This window comes from Methylorubrum suomiense, from assembly GCF_022179765.1.
GTDB lineage: Bacteria > Pseudomonadota > Alphaproteobacteria > Rhizobiales > Beijerinckiaceae > Methylobacterium > Methylobacterium suomiense.
Genome location: NZ_BPRE01000004.1, coordinates 227,602 through 245,786 on the forward strand (window position 1 = coordinate 227,602; position 18,185 = coordinate 245,786).

Here is an 18,185-nt window from a genome sequence, read left to right on the forward strand (position 1 = left end):
GTTCTCGCTCAGAAGTCGAGGGTCGCGCCGATTTTCCAGGTGCGGCCGGCGCCGACTTGGAGTTCGAGTGGATTCTGAGCGAACACCCGCATGTCCGTCGTACCGAGATCGTAACCCCTTATGGTCGGAAAGTAGCGCGCCTCAAAGATATTCTGTACGCCGGCACGGATCTTCAAATTCTCGGTTGGCCGCCAATTGAGATAGGCGTCCCACACGGTGTAGCCATCGGCCTTGAAGTATGTCGGTATACTCGCGCGTGAGACCGGTGACGCAAAGGTCGCCAGCACCTCCGTCTCTAGGCCATAGCGCGGACTGATCCACTTCAAGCCGACTACGGCTTTGAACGGGCTAGCCGCATCGAAGGCTGTGCGAATGGCGCCAGGGCGAACTTTCTGATTGCCGTACTGGTAGGACAGTGAGGACGTGGCGACGAGGGATTCGGTAAAGGCCCACTCTGCCGAGGCCTCGATACCGCTCAGCTGCACCCTGGATAAGTTGCGTGACGTATAATCAGTCGTTCCGGGGATTTGAAAAAGTTCTTGGATAAAGTCTTTGTATTCAGTGTGGAAGGCGCCCAACGAGAACCAACCGTCCTCGAACCGGCCTCTAACACCCGCTTCGTATGATCGGACAGTTTCTGGTCGGAGATCGGGATTAGGCACTAAATTAGAGCTGCCGAAGGGCATTGAAGTGAAGAGTTGTTGTGATGTCGGCATCTTGAAGCCTTCGGCATAACGTCCGTAAAGGGCGTAGACATCGTCAAGCCGGAACACCGCTCCGATCTGAGGAATCAGGCGGGAGGAATCGAGACGCCGCGGAGCTTTGCCGGGGACGATACGGTAATCCCGGTCGGGGCGCGGATCGATCGTGTAATTCGCGAAACGCAGACCGGGTGACACCGTCAGCCGCCCGTTCATGAGAGCGATTTCGTCCTGCAGGTAGCCGTCGGCGCGGGTCGTCGTTGCGTTCGCAAAGTTGAAGCCGCCACCGCGAGTCACGGTCGTGACGTTTGTCGACAGATTACGCACAATGTCCTGGCGCCGGTAATCTGTTAGGATTCGGTCGCCTTGGAAGCCGTAAGTAAGCCGATGTTCGGTGCCCAGAAGCCTGAAGGAAGAGCTGAACTGAATATCGCCTTGCAGAAATTCTTCACGATAATTTAGTGTACCGAGCGTGTAACGCGTTTGATTGTTCGACGTGAACTGTGTCCGGCGGTTGGTGAGGGAGCGTTCCTGGGGTGAGTATGAAACGTTCCAACGGATGCCATCGAGAAGCGGCAATCCGACGTTCCATTGATGGGCGAATTGGATTCGATACCGGCTTAGATCCTGATCGCGCGAGTAATCACCGTTACGGATGCTGGACGACACGATTCCGTAATCATAGAGCTGCGTGACCGTCGACTTGCGGTCGAACAGCTCGCCAGTCAGCTTGAACTGCTGATCCGGTGTCGGCCGAAAGACGATCTTGCCGAGAAAATTGATGCCGGAGGTGTCGACCGGATCGAGCACGTTGCAAGGGAGGAAGCGCAGTGTCCGTGGGCATCCGGCGACACCGCCATCGGCTCGCGCCGTGGTCAGCTTCGGCTCATGCGCGGTCCGATGGTTGAAACCGGCGAGCACTTGCCACTCGCCAGCCTGCACGGCGCCGATCACCGACTTCGAGAAGGATCGGTCGAAGCTGTCGTAGCCCACATCGCTGCGGACGGCCCAGTTCTTCCTCTTGCCCGCCAACAGATCGTCGGGTTCGAGATTGCTGTAGGAAACGATGCCGCCGAGCGCGTCGGCGCCCCACAGAGTGGAGCCGGGTCCGCGCAGGATCTCGACTTGGCGAATGAAGGGAAGATCGACCAGATCGCGGGTCCCGTCGGTGATCCGCTCGATGACACGCGTGCCATCGACCAGGATCTGGACGCGATTGTTCGTGACCCCGCGGATCGTGAAGCTACCGAGATTGTGCCAGGGGTCCGTTGCCGACGTCACACGGCCAATATCGACGCCGGGCTGATACCGCATCAGATCCTGCACATCGCGGGTGACGCGGCTCTGGATTTGCTCGCGCGAGATGACGGTGACCGTGGCCGGTGCGTCGAGCGCAAGGGTCGGCTGCCGCGTCGCCGTGACCGTGATCATGTCGAGGTCGACAGCTCCAGTCGAGGACGCGACCGGTTTGAGCGAGGCCGGATTGTTGGCCGCGTCGTTCGCGGTCTGAGCGGCGACCGGGAGTGATATAATGCACCCCAGCGACAAAACTGAAAGAAATACTGTTCTAGACTCGGACATATTGACCGCCCTCAATCAATGGGGTCGGCCTATGTGTTGAAAAAACAATCGAGTCAAAGATATGTTTTTTAAATCGACATATTATAAAGTATCGATATGAAAGTATCAGATTATCACACACGATCGAACGTCGTACAACTTTAAATTATCTCGTTTGAGACGGTGGATAGAGGGTCAGGCACGCGCGCCATTCACGACGAGGCGGATACGGGCATTCCTCGCGGCGGCAGGGTAGCGGTCTCAGCCCCTCCGTTCGATGGGTGCGGGCGAGGTGTTCGTGAAAGGCGTGGACGAGTTCGGGCCGTTGATCCCCACCGTGCGAACAGGCCCTGCAATGTTGCGATGGTGCCGGCCCCACCAATCCCGCCGCAGGCCTCGGCTCGGCTGAGCGAGCGATCTGGTTCGTCGGGCTGGGCGATCACAGGGCCAATGTGGGCTCGACGCTTCGTCGATGGATCCTTCGGCGTGATGCGTGGCAGCTCGATCCGTGATCTGTCAGCATCCGACCTGAGTTGAATAGCCATCGATCGGTGACGCCGCCGACCTAGGCGGGCACGACAACCCACTCGGATGTTCCGGAGCTACCGGCGGTTGGCTGGTTTCCCATAGATCCACGGCGATCGAAGCTGGCATACGCGCCGATGATCACGCGTTTCGCGCGGTACCGAATGAAGCGCGGTAGAGGCGCTCAAAGAGCTGCTATTTTCGAGGGGCAGATTAGCCTCGAAGTTCGTGCCCCGCCGAACGCTCAGCCCCTAACCCGGTCAGGAGTGCGTTCAAAATGAAGAATGCAGGCTGGACTTCAATTGCCACCATTTCCCCGCATGTGACGGGAAACCTGGTGGAGCTGAGGGGACCGTTACCCCGGTCGGAGCTAAGCCATTGAACTGAAAAAATACTCTTTCCCCTCCGTGACTTGTCGGGAGATGGCTTGGGAGGGCCGTGGGATTTATGGACCCTTGGGCCTCGTCTTACCACCCCCAGGGGTTCCCCGCCTCGGATGTGGATCAGCGGCCTTCGCCGCCAGATCCCGTGGTCATGCTCGACCCGGTCCGTCGTGGTTCCATCCGGCTCGGATGCCGGCGCGGCGACGCTTCGAGAGACCCGTCCCCGGAACAACGCATCGCCGTGTTCGTGTTTTGGGTTCGTCCGCCTGAGGAGGGTGGCAGACCGCGAAGCCTGCCGACCGTCCTCGATCCCGGGCGCGTGCAGGTCATGCCGCCTCCTCGTCCCCGGCGAGAACCGCAAGCCCATGCGCCGAAGGCTCGTGTGACCCCGGGTCGGCAATGCCACGCCGCTCGCCCGCGACTACGGGTGAAGCCGAACGCGAAGGCCGGTTCAGGATGCCTGGCTCATCGCGCCGCGTCCGTCGCCGTAAGTGAGCCAAGCTTGCTCGGCCTGCATGCGGTCGAGGAACCGGAGGGCCACAGCTCTGGTGGGAACGCCCTTGGTGCCCTGGCTGATGAGCATGAGCCGGCCTTCGCCCTTGGCCAGCATCTTGCCGACCCCACCGGGAGAGGATGGGTCCGACCAGACCGCGTGCACCACGTCGGCCCGGAGGAAAAGGTCTTCCACGGTCACCTTTCCGTCCCTCACCAGATCGCCGTTTCGGTTCGCCTCATCGACGAGGCGGCGCATCTCGGTCGTGTTCGCACGCAGCAAGGCCGCGACTTCAGGAGAGGGTTGCGCAGTTCCTGACAAGGTGGTGGATCCGTCGCCGTAGGCATCGTTCAACGCCTCCGCCATGAAGCGGTCGATGCATGGAACCGCGGTCACCTTCCCCTTGAGCCGGCCGGACTTCTCCATACGCCGGCCCACGCGCTTCCCCTTGACGAGGATCACGTGCGGGACGCCCGATCCCTCCCCGTCCGGGAACACGGCCCAGGCACAGTCAGCCGACCCGACGAGCGAGCGCATGTATTCCATGCGTTCCCGAACGGGTAAGGCGTTCAACGCCTGAGCGTGCTTGTTGGCCATTCCGGTTAGCTGTGCCAGGAGCCGCTGGTCCATGTATCCCCCCAAGTTGCGAACAGGGTGCACGGAACAAGACTCGCAGTCGTGAACGCCCAGGCTACCCGCGCCGCAAAAACGATGGCGTGGTTGAGAGCGCGTAACCGGTCTCGGACCCTGTGGACGCTGCTGCATACCCGCGTCGGCACGGTCCCGAGGCTTCCGGAGAAACCCACATCCATATCCCGGTGCACGAGGCGCCCCTCGGCGCGTGATGCGTCCTGCCAAAAGGGAGCAAAGCACCGGCATGACGGGTCCGGTCGTGTCATCGGCCCTGTAATTCGGTGGGCATGAAGTGACATGAGCTCGCTCTCGCCGACGCGCATCGGTCCGAGCTGCGCGCCGGGCGGTGGCCATCGTTTTTTATCTCCGGTATAATTTACCATCCACGAATAGCACGGCGAACGGTTTGCGGACCGGGGCGGAACCGGGTGGCGGCAGCACGACGCGTTAGCGTTGGATCAAGGTACTCGCTCCATCATCGGCACTGCAGCGGACCGACGATTGACTGTCTGAGGTGCCCGGCATCCCGCTTGGCAGGAGTGAAGCGTCGCCGCGCTGGACTCCGCATGGAGTACGTCTTGGCCCGCACGCCCGACCCGAAGAAGGCTTACCTGGAATTGCACGGCGGCACGTGGCGGGTCACGGTCTCGGTTCCGGTACCGGTGCGGCGCGCCCTCGGGGCCACGAAGCTCGTGCACAATCTCGGCACGGACAGCCTCAGGGAGGCGAACGTGCTCAAGAGGAAGCACGTGGAGCGCTTCAAGCGGCGGATCGCGGAGGCCATGGAGGCGGTGGGGCGTCCCAGCGTGGACGACATGAAGATCGCCGTTGAGTTCTCGAAGGTCGCCGAGGAACTCAAGCGGAACGGCAGTGCCGAGGATTGGCAGGAGTTTCAGGAGGCGGTCTACGAGCGCCATGCGGAGATCCGCTGGAAGGACGCGCGTTGGGTTAGGGTCGAAGATCCCGAGGAAGGTCCGAACGAGGTCGAGGAGGCGCTTCCCGAGCAGACCGAGAAGGCCATGCTCTTCTCGGCGATCTCGCACGGTCGGGCGACTCCCGTCGACCTGATGCACGAGGACTACCGCAAGCAGCTCTTCGTCAAGGACCGGACCCGGGCGGACGACGCCCGCGCGCTGCGCCTCCTGCAGGAATGGTGCAAGCGCGAGCGCATCCCGGCCACGCTACAAGAGATCGACGTGAGGCGCGCGCACGCCTTCGCCGACGCGCTGGTCGAGATGACCGGCCTCCACCACGTGACGCTCAACAAGTACATCGGCCGGCTCTCCGGCTACTGGCAGTGGATGGTGCCGAGGACGGCGGCCGTGTCGGGCAACGTGTTCGCCAACGTCCGCCTCAAGGGCCCGAAGGAGAAGCACGACCAGAAGGAGAGGCCCTTCAAGGACAGTGAAGTTGCGGACCTGCTACGCGGGCCCGCCCCGCCGAAGCTGCGAGACTTGATGATGATCGGGGCGCTGACCGGGGCGCGGCTCGACGCCATCGTCGACCTGAAGGTCCGCGACACGGCGTACAATTGCTTCCTGTTCAAGCCTCAGAAGCAGGAGGCGTCGGCCCGCTACGTCCCGATCCATCCCGACCTGGCGGAACTCGTCGCCCGGCGAACGGCCGGCAAGCAGCCCGAGGACGACCTTTTTCCGGAATGGCCCCCAGTCAAGAAGGCCGGCTCGATGCGCGAGCGCAGCTTCAAGGCCTCGAACCGGTTCACGGAATACCGCCGAAGCGTCGGGGTCGACGAGGTGGTGCCCGGCAAGCGGCGGTCCCTGGTGAATTTCCACTCCTTCCGGCGCTGGTTCAGCAGCCGCATGGAGCAGGCCGGGGTGCCGGGCGAGATGATTTCCGCGATCGTCGGGCACAAGCGCAGCAGCATCACCCTGGACGTGTACAGCGAGGGGCCGCACATGCGCGCGGCGCGCCGAGCCATCGCCAAGCTCAAGTTGCCCCCGCTGGACGGCAGCCCGATCCGCGATGAGATGACCCTCAGGCCGCGGGCGCATCCCAGGTAGGGCGCGGTTTCGACGGGCGGGCAGGCGCATCCGGCATCCGCACGGGCAACCGTCCGCGCGACCGGCTTGCTCCGTCCCCCCCAAGGAACCGTTATGGGCATCGAGTCTCGCCTCGCCCATCGGCGTCGCCCTCGCGTGATGGCCTCGTCCCGGGAGCAAGCGCCTGGTCGTTGCCAGCCACGCGACGTGACCCAAGGTCATTTGTCTGCATCCTGGAGGTTTGCGGTAACCTTCATGGCGGCTTCGGGTCGGCTCCGCGCCACCTCCACCTTGTCGCAGATATTATACCGATGGTATAAATAAGCGTCGCTGAGGGACGAGGTTCGAGCGTGCACTGACGGAGGTGGCAATGGTCGTGGGGTTCTTTTCTGACGATGGTTCCGCTCTTTACGCCGCGCTGCTGGCCAGCTGCGGGCTCGCGTGCGTAGGACGGTTCATGACCGTCATCGACGGACACGAGATCGGGCGGCCGACCTGCGGTCCATCCATGGAGGACGCGGCGGCATCCCGGGCGGACATGTCCGCGACGCTCGCGCGGGCCGCGGTCGGCGGCCAAGCCGACGTCGCCTTCGTCGCCCCGCTCGGCTTCCTGCATGAGGGCGGCGTCTGGACCCACCTCGACGTGGCCGTGGTCTCCGGAGGGGACCCCCTGCAAGCCAGGCGCGCTAGGCGGTCCGCCGGTCACGCTGACGGCGGAGAGCTCGCGTCCGGCGCGAAACGTCGGAACGCATCCGACTGCTGCGCGCGGCGCCCGTGGCTCCTGACGTTCGGGGCGGGGCGGCCTCATGGGCCTGCCGCATCGCCCAAGCATGGCCTGCAGGGACGCGGCACCGAAGCCGCCGCGAGGACGCTGCCGGTCCGGGTGCCTTTGCCCGGCCGATCCGTGAAGGCCGCCATGGACCGCGGGCTTCCGACACTTGAGACCCTACGCATCGGGATCCTGCTGGCGGCGACCTTTGAGGTCGCCGCTGCGGTTCCCGACGCGGCCGCCGTCGAACTCGCGACGATGTCCGACCTGATGTCCCCGGCCTCTCATCCGGCTGACCAAGCCCTGGCCGGACGCCTGTCCGATCTGGCGGATCGACTGGTCGACATCGAACGGGCGCTGGGTACGCCGGCATCGCCGGCCGCCTCCAACAGGCGGGATCGGGGCATGCGGAGGATTGCCAGGTCCTGTCGCGACGCCGTCCCGGAACTGCCGACGGCATCCTGGCCGACGGGCAGCGCATCCGCCGCCGGACGTCGATAGCCGGAATCGCTTCCCGCTACGCGACCGTGCGTCGGCACCTGACCCGCCGATCCGGTCTCAAGAACCGCTCCGCCCCTGCCCGATCCGGTTCCGGGAGGGACGCGAGCCGGCCACGGTGCATCGGGAGCCCGCTGCGCCCCGCCCAAGGTCCGAGGCACTGGTCCGTGCCGTGGCGGAACGCGTCTGCCCCGCGGCCACGGAACGGCCGAGCTTGATTGCCCGTTGAGCCGTCATGAGGCTCCTCATGACGATCCTTGCGGCGACGGCGATCTGCGCGGCTGCACTGACCGTTGTCGGCTATGGGGCCGGCGCGCGGCCAGACGACCGACCGCTGACGGGCCTCACGGCCGCGACCATCCTGGGGACCCCCGCGGCAGGCGCTCCGGGCGACCACGGGAGCCGAAGAAAGCGTGCCGGGACGGTGTCCGGCAACCACCAGGCGGAAAAAGTATCCCCGCTCGGGGAAGGCACGCCCCCGGCAGACGGCCCGCAGGGCTAAGCGCGGGCCCTCCCCCCGGATCGCGCGCCGGGCATCCAACCGGATATGACGCCTTCGCGCGGCACCGGCCGCTCCGGAGACGGCTATGTGCCACCGTCGCCCTGGCCGCCTCGCTACTTGGGCCGGATGGGACCGGCGGCCGACGAAGCCCACATCGCGCACCAGGAGCTGCCCCGCTTCCGACACGCGGATCGCCCTTGAGGCCGGTGCGGCCGTGCCAAGCCTGCCTGCGGTTTCCTCCACCCGCCAGCGAAGGATTGCCGGAGCAGGGGGCAAGGATTGCGTCGTTGCTCCTTCCGTCGCCTCATTGGTCGGGCATTCTGCATAAGTGGCTGTCCGGATTGATCTTTTTCATATTTCAATATCAAATCCGAAAGAATAGGCTATTCGATCCTTGGAATGCTTCGACGTCCCTCTGATGTCCTGCTTCAATCGAGCATCATCTCGCGATCATAGCAGATCGCAGGCCGATCCTGCAGTAAAAGGCGGGGTCCAGACTTGACTCCCAGGGCCGTGCTCGCGGTACAAGGCGCTGCCCGGGCCGCATCGGCCCGAGCCGACCAGGAGTAAGGGAATGACCGTGCCGGAACCGCCGTCGCGCAGGTAGGCGTGTGCGGGTAGCCGCCCACACACGCCTCCTTGCGATCCATCGACCGGGATGCGCCCTCACGAGGCCAAAGGCACCCCGGTCAGCAACCCCGAACCGCCGAGGGCGGAAACGGGCGCTTCGGCGCATGGGCAGTGGATTCGCATCTCCCGCCGCCCTTGGCAAGAGTCCCCGTTCCGCTCCGGCTCGAACGACGCCAGCCGACAGGCATCGACCGGCCGTGCGTCGCCAGCGCGGAGCTGTCATTGAACACGAAGCATGATCGAGATCCCGCACGCGAAGCGCGGGAGACGCCCGATGACGCCGGCGCGTCGGCCGTCGGCCCGGGGGTGCCCGAACCCTTGTATCCGCCGACGAAGGTTGCCGGGGCCGACCTGATGGTCGTCGGCCTCGCCTACCGGTCCGACGAGTGGATCGAGTTCCTGGATGGCGAGGATCCCGGCGGCCGTTTCGAGGTCGCCGCAGTGGTCGACCCCGCCGACCTTCGCCAGATCGAAGCGATGGTGGCGGGGCGCACCTTCCGTCTGGCGGCCGTCGACCAGGAGCTCGCCATGGGCACGTCCCTGGCCGTTCAACTCGCCTTCTTCGGGCCGCCGTCGGTCAAGGTCCTGCCGCCGCCGTCGGAGCGCAAAAGGCTGGTCGGCTCCAAGGCGCGGCGCCCCCCCGAGAGGCCCTGGGTCCACACCCTCGGCGGTCCGCGGGAGCCAAGTCCGCGACGGTAGGAGACCGCGTGTCGGGAGGGCGCCGGGTTGCGCCCTCCCGGGCATGAGGCGGACGCCTCACGGTCGCGCTCGGGGAAGAGGGTTGCCGCCGTGCCCCCGCGCGTCGGATGAGCCTGATTTGGATCGGGGTAGCGACTACTCCGCCGAGCCGGCCCGCGACACCTTGAGCGCCCATCATCGGCTGCGTCGGCGCCGACGATACGAGGCCCGCCGTCTCGAACCCGCGGTCCCCGCCGGAGCGGGCATTCCGCTCCTCGATATCCTGGGGCGATTGAGTTCATGGAGGCGCGCAAGATCCCCAAGCCATTGCACAACCGTGTCGGCGCTGCCGAATTTCGGCCACTCTAAGTAGCCACGTGAGCCGGGCGATCCCCGTTTCCATGGCTTGATCCCGACTTCGCGATGGCTCCCCCGCTCAACCGACGAACCAAGAAGGGAGAGCCGTATGTGCGCCCCCCTTCGATAGAAGCCGCCCTCGACCGATTGGCCGCCCTCGACCTGGATGGGATCGTGCGTGAGGCACGGGCGGAGGACCCCAAGGCGCCCGGCTACGTCGAGAGCGAATGCTTGGTCCATCTGCTGCGCTCGACACGCCACGACAACACGGACACCCGTTTCCAGAGACTGTTCGAGGTGTTGATCGAGAGGGTCGAGCGCTCCCTGAAGGGCTCGATCCGGACCAGCCGCCGCTACGACGCGGAGGAGTTGCGGACCGAGGTCGTCAACCGCCTCGTCGATCTCCTCGTCGAGGACAGGCAGTCTCCGGGCATCAAGCTGGATTTCTTCGAGGTGCGGTTCGCCCGCGCTATGGCCGCCTTGCGCATCGGCGTGCTGCGGCGTTCCGAAAGCCAGGCGGAGGGGACCGACCACATCGAAGACATGGGCGACGGTGAAGGTGATGCCGTCCCGGACCTGACGAACCGTATCAGCCAAGCCTTCGCCGCCGACGAGTCCGAACAGGAAAAAGAACATTTCCGGAACGAGCTGCTTCGCGCGATCGACCGTCTGCCACCCCTTCAACGGGAGGCCGTAGCCCTCTTCCTCGAAGGCCACCGCATCGAGGGAGAAGACACGGAGACCATAGCGAAGCTTTGCGGCGTCTCGGACCGGGCGGTACGTTATCGCCTCAGGAATGCGTACGAGACGCTGCGTCGGGAACTCGGAGAGAGACGATGACGACCAGCCCCTCGCACCGCGCGCAAGAAATCCTCATGACCTTCGCGGCGGAAGGCGAACCCACCCCGAAGCGGTTGGAGGCCTTTACGAAGGAGTACCCGGACCTCCGCCGCGAGCTCACCGACCTTGCGGTCGAGTTGGTGCTGGAACCCTCGCGGCCGGTCCCCGCGGCTGACGCCGCGACGGCGCGCACCGTGTCGTCGGCATGGGCTCGCTTCCAGGCAGGCATCGCCAGCCCCCCGGCGAAGTCCCGGGCCGGCGCGGTGGTCGAGCCTTCGCCGGACGTCTTCGCGGGCTTCGCCGGCCCGTCATTCCCACGGCTCGCGGCCCGGCTCGGAGTGACCCCCGCCTTCCTGATCAAGGTCCGGGACGGCCTGATCGAGGCCGCGTCCTTCCCCAAGGCGCTGGCCCGGGACATCGCGGACGAGGTCGGGCATGGCGTCGACACGGTCATCGCCCTGTTGGAGCGCCCCGCATCCATGCCGGCCGGAACGATGGCCAAGGCCGACGGCAAGCCGGAGGTCGGCGTGAAGCAGACTTTCGAGGAGGCGGTGGCGAGCTCGGGCCTGACGGCGGATCAACGGCGGCGTCTGCTCGCGATGGCAGAGGCCGAACGTGGATCCGATTGAGGCGGGGCGGAAGCAGGCCGCCCGCATCCATGCCGAGATGGTCGCCGAGGGAGCCGATCCCTGGCAGCCGTTCGACCTTGCCGTGCGGGCCATTGAGGGCCACGGCCTCTGGCACCAGCCCGTCCACGCGGGCGACGTCTCCCTGAACGGAGGCCGGGCACGGCTCGACCCGAAGTCGAAGGGCATCCTGTACGGCGAGACGGGCACTCCCGGAGGCGATGCGCTCCTGCTCGGACATGAGCTCGGGCACGTGGTGATGCACGGCGGGACCGCTCCCGTCGTCACCACGCATACCGACCCGAGCCGATCCTCCGAGAGCGGCAGCGCCGTCGAGCGGCTGGCCGACTACGGGCGTGGGGAGCGCCGCGAGGTCCAGGCCGACCTGTTCGCGCGCGAACTGGTGCTGCCGCGAGCCGTCGCGCGTCGCCATCACCAAGACGGGATGAGCGTCGCCGACATCGCCGGGCGGCTCGGCATCTGCCCGGACGTGGTGACCCAGCAACTGCTGGACGCGCTACTGCTTCCCGTCGTGCCGGACGCCGCCCCCGCCCCCGCGGCCACGATGCGGCCGGACCCGAGCCAGGATGCGGCGGTCGCCCATCGTGGCGGCCCCTACCTGCTCCAGGCGGGGCCCGGGACGGGCAAGACCCGCACGTTGGTCAGAAGGATCGAGAGCCTCGTCGACGAGGGGATCGACCCGAACGGAATCCTCGTCCTGACCTTCTCGAACAAGGCGGCGGCCGAGCTGATGGATCGGCTCGCCCTGTCGCGGCCCGAGGCGGCCGCCTCGGTCTGGACGGGCACCTTCCACGCGTTCGGGCTGGACGTGATCCGCCGCTTCCACGAACGCCTCGGACGAAGCGCGAGCCCGAAGCTCGTCGACAAGCCCACGGCCATCACGATGCTGGAGGGGGTTCTGGCGAGCCTGCCGCTGGCGCATTACCGGGACCTCTGGGACCCGGTGCAGGATCTCTCGAACATCCTCTCGGCCATTTCCCGCGCCAAGGACGAACTCGTCGACCACGTGCGCTACCGTGAATTGGCCGATGCGATGCAGCGTGCCGCCACGGACGACGCGACGCGCCTGAGGGCGGCGCGGGCGCATGAGGAAGCCATCGTCTACGAGGCTTACGAGAGGCTGCTCTCGGAGGCCGATGCCCTCGATTTCGGTGACCTCGTCATGAGGCCCGTGCGACTTGCGGCCGAGCATCCCGACGTGGCCAAGGCGCTGTCGCTCCGCCATCGCCACCTGCTCGTCGACGAGTACCAGGACGTCAACCTCGCCACCGTGCGCTTGATCCGGGCGCTGGCGGCCGACGAGGGCGAGCGGCTGTGGGTCGTCGGCGACGCCCGCCAATCGATCTACCGGTTCCGGGGCGCCACCTCGGCCAGCATGGCCGCGTTCCGGGCGCACTATCCCGGGGCGACCCTCGGGGCGCTCGACGTCAACTACCGGTCGCGCAAGGAGATCATCGACACCTTCACGAGCTTCGCCGCGAGCGTCGACGCCTTCCGCCCGCTCGGCGCGCTCGGCCTAGCCCCCGACAGGGGGGCGTCCGGCCTCAAACCGGTGCTGCACGACGCCGGCACCCCCGACGACGAGGTCGCGCTGGTGGCCGCCTCCGCGGCGCAGGCGAAGGCTGCGGGGGTGGACTACCGCGAACAGGCGGTCCTGTGCACGACCAACGACCGCCTCGCGGAGTTCGCCGCAGGCCTGATCGCCCGGGACGTACCGGTCCTCTACCTCGGGCCGCTGTTCGAACGGCCGGAGGTGAAGGAGCTGCTCTGCCTGCTCGCACTCTTCCACGATCCCCGCGCCGCAACGCTCGTCCGCGTCGCCACGATGCCGGGGTTCGAGATGGAGCTCGGCGACGTCGCCGCGGTCGCCGCCCATCTGAGGGACGCTTCAGGGCCGCCCCTCGACTGGCTGGCCGCCGCCGACGCCATCCCCGGCCTCGGCCCCTCGGCGACGGCGCCGCTGCGGCGCCTGCGAGAGGTCTGCGGGGGCTTCGCGGATCGGACGCCTCCGTGGCGCATCGCGAGCGCGCTGGTGCTGGACCGGCTCGGCATCGGCCGGAGGATCGCGGCCTCAGGTACCCTGCCCGAACGGATGGCGGGCATTGCGATCTGGCAATTCCTGAACTTCCTGCGGTCATTGCCGGTCGAGGGTCAGTTCCCGACCTTCGAGGCGCTCCGCCGGATCAAGAGGCTGGTCGTCCTCGGCGAGGAGAAATCGCTCAGGCACGTCCCGGACGCCGCCCTCGAACTGGACGCGGTGCGCATCATGACGATCCACGCCTGCAAGGGCTTGGAGTTCCAGCTCGTCCATGCGCCCGGCATGATCAAGACGGGCCTGCCGCGAACGGCCAAGCCGCCGCCTTGCCCGCCGCCGGACGCGCTGATCGAGGGCAGCGACGGCCTCACCGGCCCGCAGGCCTGCCTGACGGGCCACGAAGAGCAGGAGGCCTGCCTCTTCTTCGTCCTGCTCTCCCGCGCGCGAGACGACCTGCGCCTCTACCGGTCCACCATGATGGCCGGCGGGACCAAGAAGCGGAACCCGTCCGACTACAACGCCCGGATCGCCGCCACGCTGGGCCGGCCGCCCGCACTCGTCCGGCTCCCGTCGCCTCCGCCGCCATCCGGCCCGGCCGCCGTTCCCATCACATGGGAGACGCCGTTCGCGCTCGACCACCAGCACCTCGATTCCTACGGGAAATGCGGGCTGCGCTTCCTCTACACCTACCTGCTCGGCCTGGGCGGACGCCGCGACGAGACGCCGTACATGCGGATGCACAACGCCGTGGCGGAGACGGTCCGTTGGCTCGACCGCAACTTCGACGCCGGGCGCGCTGAGCCGGAGGGCTTCGGCGAGGCCTTCGCCGCGGCCTGGACCGAGCACGGCCCGGTCGACCACGGGCACGCCGAGGCTTACAGGACCATCGCGGACGAGATGCTGCGGTTCCTCCTCGGCCTGCGTGACGAGGAAGGCAGGCTGCCTCCCGAGGCCTTGAGCCTGGCCGTTGCGGGAGGAAGCGTCCTTTCCAGGGCGCACGACGTGGTCCGCAACGCGGACGGACGCCTCGTCGTGCGCCGCGTCGCGACGAGGAAGGCACCGTCGGCGCTGCTGAAGGAGATCGAGTACATCGTCCTGGATGCCGCGGCGGAGGTGACGTTCGGCGAACCCGTTGTGGTCGAGGCGGTGCATCTCACCGGCGGCAGCCGGCAACCGGTGGAGATCCCGCCGAAGAAGCGGGACGAGCTTCGTGCCGCCGTCGTCGCTCACATGTCCGGCATCGGGGCGGGACTGTTCGCCCCGAGCGTGGGATCCCGCTGCCCGCGCTGCCCGCATCACTTCGCCTGCCCCGGCCTTCCCGGCGGCTCGGCGGTGGTGCGGCGACCCCTGGCGTGGGGCCGGTAGCGCGGCCCGGAGCCCCTAACAGACTGCTCGGCCCGCGGCCGAAAAAAACTTGGCCCGGCCGTTTCCGGCTTGGCCGGCCCCTTTCGATCAACCCCTCGACGGGCCGGGAAGGATGGCTTCCCGGGATGATCGAAAGGCAACGGGATGAACACCAACGAGAACCACGGCCACCACGACGACGACGCCCCCCGCACGGACGAGGACGGCGTCCGCGCGGTCAAGGTCTACGGCTTCCGCATCGACAAGAAGAGCTACGAGAACCCGCTGCCGGACCTCACCGGCCGAGACCTGCTCGTTATCGCGGGCAAGGCGCACCCGGATCGCTGGAAGATTTTCCAGAAGGTCGGCGCCCAGTTGAAGCGCATCGGCCTCGACGAGGTCGTGCACGTGAGCGACAGCGGCGAGGAGCGCTTCGTCACCCTGCCGCTCGACCAGACGGAGGGGGAGCAGCCGCTCCCCCGCCGCCGGGATTTCGCGCTTCCCGAAGGCGACGAGGAGACGCTCGACGCGGCCGGCCACCGCTGGGAGGCGATCCAGGAGGCGGGCGCCACCCGCGTCGTCGTCCGCGACTATCCCGTCCGCACCGGGTACGCCCCGGCCAAGGCGGACCTGATGCTGCGCCTGCTGCCGGGGTATCCCTCGACTCAGATCGACATGTTCTACTTCCACCCCCCGCTCGCCCGGGCCGACGGGGTTCCGATCCGCGCCCTGGTCGGGGACACCTTCGAGGGCAAGCACTGGCAGGGTTGGTCGCGTCACCGCACCGGCGAGAACCCCTGGCGCCCGGACGTCGACGACATCGGCACGCACCTCGCGCTGGTTGAGCATTGCCTCGCCAAGGAAGTGGGGGCCGCCTGACATGCGCACCACCCTCGCCCTGACCGGCGCGCAACACGCCGCGCTTTGCGCCCACCTCTTCCCCGGCGACGGCCGCGAGGCGGTCGCCCTGATGCTCTGCGGGCGCGCCGTCTCGCCCGGACGGACGAAATTCGTCGTGAACCGGATCGTCCCGATCCCGCACCATGCCTGCGAGCGCACCGACAGGCGCGTGACTTGGCCGACCGCCTACCTGGAGCCCCTGCTCGCGGAGGCGGCGAAGCGCGGCATGGCCGTGGCCAAGGTCCACAGCCATCCGGGCGGCGACCTGCGCTTCAGCGAGGTGGACGACGCCGCGGATGCCGACCTGTTCGGCGGGGTCCATGCCTGGGTCGACGACGGCCAGCCGCACCTCAGCGCGGTGATGGTCCCGGACGGGACGATGATCGCCCGGGCCCATGGCGAGGACGGCACGCACGCGCCGCTCGACCACGTCGGCGTCGTCGGCGATGACCTCCGCTTCCACCGGCCCCCCGTTCACGCTGCCCAGGCCGTTCCCGAGTTCGCGCGGCGGCACGCCCAAGCCTTCGGACGCGCGACGTTCGAGGCGATGCGGCACCTCCGCGTCGGGGTCGTGGGGTGCTCCGGGACCGGCGGTCCGGTCGTCGACCAGATCGCCCGCCTCGGCGTCGGCGAGATCGTGCTGGTCGACCCCGACCTGGTCGAGGACAAGAACCTCAACCGCATCGTCAACACGACGCTCGCCGACGTGGGTCGGCCGAAGGTGGAGGTTCTGGCGGCCTTCGTCGAACGCCTCGGGCTCGGTGCGAGGGTGGAGGCCTTTCCCTGCGACCTGTCCCGACCGGACGCGCTCAGGGCCGTTTCGACCTGCGACGTCGTGTTCGGGTGCATGGACGGGGTCGAGGGCCGCGACCTGCTGAATCGCCTCGCGACGTTCTACGTCCTGGCCTACCTGGACATCGGGGTGATGCTCGACGCCGATGGCGAGGGTGGCATCGACCAGATCTGCGGGTCGGTCCACTACCTGCAGCCGGGGCGCTCCAGCCTCCGGGGGCGCGGTCTCTACACGGACGGGATGCTTGAGGCCGAAAGTTTGAGGAGGCAGGACCCCGCGGCCTACGAGGACCGCCTCGCGCGCGGCTACATCCGCGGCGTGCCGCAGGAGCGGCCGGCCGTGGGTGCGGTGAACGGCCTGTTCTCCAGCCTCGCGGTGGTCGAGTTGCTGCTGAGGCTGCATCCGTCGCGGCTCGACCCGAACGGCGATTTCGCCGTCCAGACCCTAAGCCTGACGGCCGGGTTCTGGCAGTTCGCGCCGGAAGAGGGCACGGACGACGCGCTCGCGCGATACCTCGGTCGAGGCGACATGAGGCCGTTCCTGAACCGACCGCATCTCGACATGCTCATGAGGGCGGCGTGATGGCGGGACTTCCCGTTACGCTGCTCCGGGCGTCCCTGTCCTGGGTCGCCCGCCGCCTCGGGCGTCACACCGTGGATTTCGTCGACGAGGAGCCCGATACGCCCGCGCCTCGCACGGTCTACGTCGTGGGTGAGGATGGCCATCAGTGGTTCGCGGCCTTCGGGTGCCCGTGCGGCTGCGGCGAGACGATCAAGCTCTCGCTCGTTCCCGGCGACCGGCCGGGCTGGCGCATCCGCCGACACTGGGACGGGACCGCGTCGCTGACGCCGAGCGTCTGGCGTCAAGTGGGATGCCAGAGTCACTTCTGGCTGAGGAAGGGCCGGACCGACTGGTGCTGACCGCCTTCGCCCGCCGCGGCGCCGGTTCCGCCGACGCCGAACCTGTCGCCTCCGGAGCGGGGAGGATTCCGCCGCGGTGAACGGAGGTGAGGTCGACCCGGAGCTAGGTCGCCGCTGGCCGGACTGGGGTGAATTCCGGACATGGGGCCGTTCAGGAGGCCCTCGTTGCGACGAACGGTGCCGCTTGGAGGCCGTTGCCTCGGCCATATCACGCCGGAAAAATTGACCGGCGGAGGGATGTCGCTTCCATCGTTGCGGTCCGGACCAAGCCGAGGGCCGGATAAGCGCCGCCCGCCCGAACGCGTGATCCCCGGCCGTCGGCGGCAGGACGAACTCTGAACGGGGCGGCGCACGTGCGCCGCCCCGTCGAAGCCGTTAGGCCAGGGCAGCGGCCCACTTCGTAGGATCGGGTGACTTGTTCTTGTAGATCGTCCCGCCGAAATCCACGTGAAGCTCGGCCCACGCCCCGCCAGCCTGGCGCGCGAGAACTTCGAAGTGCTTCGGCTTGCGGCGAAGGTCCCCCGACGGGGTCCAGCCCGCGGCCTTCACCGCCTCCAGCACGCGCGATGGGTCGGCCGGCATGTCCGGTCGCTTATCGCCAGGCGGGTGACAAGGCTTCTTATGCTGGATGTGCACGGGTTCCCGGCTCTCGGCTGCGATCCGCGTCACCTTGATCTCGGACGGGCGACGCTCGCCCTCGATGTCCACATGCAGGCCCGCCACGAGCGGGAAGGCCTCCGCTCCCTTAGGGCCGAGATCGGCCAGATGCGTCCCGCCGCCGGCCTCCACCGTGAAGCGATGGGCAAAAACGTGCTGAATGACCCCCGAGAGGGCCGTCGTGTCGTGGTGCGGCATGATCTTCTCCGTAGGGCGCCCATCCGCAGGCGCGGCCCGTCAGGTGGCCTGGCCTCACACGCCGTTCAAGATTGACCCCGGCCGGTGCGAGCGAGGGGACGATCACCTTTCTGTGCTTCGTC

12 protein-coding genes are annotated in these 18,185 nt (G+C 67.3%); 9 read left to right on the forward strand and 3 right to left on the reverse strand.

The window, feature by feature from the left end:
- Positions 1 to 8: 8 nt before the first annotated feature.
- Together MFF26_RS08270 and MFF26_RS08275 are read right to left on the reverse strand one after the other, a co-directional pair.
- On the reverse strand, positions 9 to 2,132 hold the full coding sequence (locus tag MFF26_RS08270) for a TonB-dependent hemoglobin/transferrin/lactoferrin family receptor (RefSeq protein ID WP_238307869.1): 2,124 nt from the start codon (positions 2,130 to 2,132) through the stop codon (positions 9 to 11).
- Between the two features lie 1,488 nt (positions 2,133 to 3,620).
- Positions 3,621 to 4,292, reverse strand: a complete 672-nt coding sequence (locus MFF26_RS08275; protein ID WP_238307870.1) for a hypothetical protein — start codon at positions 4,290 to 4,292, stop codon at positions 3,621 to 3,623.
- A 569-nt stretch (positions 4,293 to 4,861) separates the two neighbouring features.
- Between MFF26_RS08275 and MFF26_RS08280 the strand changes: the two genes are divergently transcribed.
- The 9 genes from MFF26_RS08280 (at position 4,862) to MFF26_RS08320 (ending at position 17,208) form a co-directional block, all read left to right on the forward strand.
- Positions 4,862 to 6,316, forward strand: coding sequence for a tyrosine-type recombinase/integrase (locus MFF26_RS08280; RefSeq protein ID WP_238307871.1), 1,455 nt, complete (start codon positions 4,862 to 4,864; stop codon positions 6,314 to 6,316).
- A 436-nt stretch (positions 6,317 to 6,752) separates the two neighbouring features.
- The gene (locus MFF26_RS08285) at positions 6,753 to 7,565 is read left to right on the forward strand and encodes a hypothetical protein (RefSeq protein WP_238307872.1); all 813 of its coding nucleotides are present in this window, start codon (positions 6,753 to 6,755) and stop codon (positions 7,563 to 7,565) included.
- 1,447 nt (positions 7,566 to 9,012) lie between these two features.
- Positions 9,013 to 9,393: a hypothetical protein gene (locus MFF26_RS08290; protein ID WP_238307873.1), complete on the forward strand. Its 381-nt coding sequence runs from the start codon at positions 9,013 to 9,015 to the stop codon at positions 9,391 to 9,393.
- A 483-nt stretch (positions 9,394 to 9,876) separates the two neighbouring features.
- A complete protein-coding gene (locus MFF26_RS08295; RefSeq protein ID WP_238307874.1) occupies positions 9,877 to 10,569 on the forward strand; it encodes an RNA polymerase sigma factor in 693 nt (230 codons plus the stop codon).
- 35 nt (positions 10,570 to 10,604) lie between these two features.
- Positions 10,605 to 11,198, forward strand: coding sequence for a hypothetical protein (locus tag MFF26_RS08300; RefSeq protein ID WP_238307875.1), 594 nt, complete (start codon positions 10,605 to 10,607; stop codon positions 11,196 to 11,198).
- Positions 11,185 to 14,616 (forward strand): ATP-dependent helicase, encoded by a 3,432-nt coding sequence (locus tag MFF26_RS08305; protein ID WP_003596988.1) that lies wholly within the window; start codon positions 11,185 to 11,187, stop codon positions 14,614 to 14,616. Before MFF26_RS08300 ends, MFF26_RS08305 begins: the two co-directional genes overlap by 14 nt.
- 144 nt (positions 14,617 to 14,760) lie before the next feature.
- On the forward strand, positions 14,761 to 15,474 hold the full coding sequence (locus tag MFF26_RS08310; protein WP_003596987.1) for a multiubiquitin domain-containing protein: 714 nt from the start codon (positions 14,761 to 14,763) through the stop codon (positions 15,472 to 15,474).
- A 1-nt stretch (position 15,475) separates the two neighbouring features.
- The gene (locus tag MFF26_RS08315) at positions 15,476 to 16,870 is read left to right on the forward strand and encodes a ThiF family adenylyltransferase (protein WP_238307876.1); all 1,395 of its coding nucleotides are present in this window, start codon (positions 15,476 to 15,478) and stop codon (positions 16,868 to 16,870) included.
- On the forward strand, positions 16,870 to 17,208 hold the full coding sequence (locus MFF26_RS08320) for a ubiquitination-like system serine protease family protein (protein WP_003596985.1): 339 nt from the start codon (positions 16,870 to 16,872) through the stop codon (positions 17,206 to 17,208). Before MFF26_RS08315 ends, MFF26_RS08320 begins: the two co-directional genes overlap by 1 nt.
- A gap of 375 nt (positions 17,209 to 17,583) precedes the next feature.
- Here the strand turns inward: MFF26_RS08320 and MFF26_RS08325 are convergent, their stop codons facing one another.
- The gene (locus tag MFF26_RS08325) at positions 17,584 to 18,063 is read right to left on the reverse strand and encodes a hypothetical protein (RefSeq protein WP_003596984.1); all 480 of its coding nucleotides are present in this window, start codon (positions 18,061 to 18,063) and stop codon (positions 17,584 to 17,586) included.
- Positions 18,064 to 18,185 lie beyond the last annotated feature (122 nt).

Excerpts from the sequence above, each read along its gene's own strand:
- MFF26_RS08270 (WP_238307869.1), bottom strand. The coding sequence starts at position 2,132 with ATGATCACGGTCACGGCGACGCGGCAGCCGACCCTTGCGCTCGACGCA.
- MFF26_RS08275 (WP_238307870.1), bottom strand. The coding sequence starts at position 4,292 with ATGGACCAGCGGCTCCTGGCACAGCTAACCGGAATGGCCAACAAGCAC.
- MFF26_RS08280 (WP_238307871.1), top strand. The coding sequence starts at position 4,862 with ATGGAGTACGTCTTGGCCCGCACGCCCGACCCGAAGAAGGCTTACCTG.
- MFF26_RS08285 (WP_238307872.1), top strand. The coding sequence starts at position 6,753 with ATGACCGTCATCGACGGACACGAGATCGGGCGGCCGACCTGCGGTCCA.
- MFF26_RS08300 (WP_238307875.1), top strand. The coding sequence starts at position 10,605 with ATGACCTTCGCGGCGGAAGGCGAACCCACCCCGAAGCGGTTGGAGGCC.
- MFF26_RS08310 (WP_003596987.1), top strand. The coding sequence starts at position 14,761 with ATGAACACCAACGAGAACCACGGCCACCACGACGACGACGCCCCCCGC.
- MFF26_RS08315 (WP_238307876.1), top strand. The coding sequence starts at position 15,476 with ATGCGCACCACCCTCGCCCTGACCGGCGCGCAACACGCCGCGCTTTGC.
- MFF26_RS08320 (WP_003596985.1), top strand. The coding sequence starts at position 16,870 with ATGGCGGGACTTCCCGTTACGCTGCTCCGGGCGTCCCTGTCCTGGGTC.
- MFF26_RS08325 (WP_003596984.1), bottom strand. The coding sequence starts at position 18,063 with ATGCCGCACCACGACACGACGGCCCTCTCGGGGGTCATTCAGCACGTT.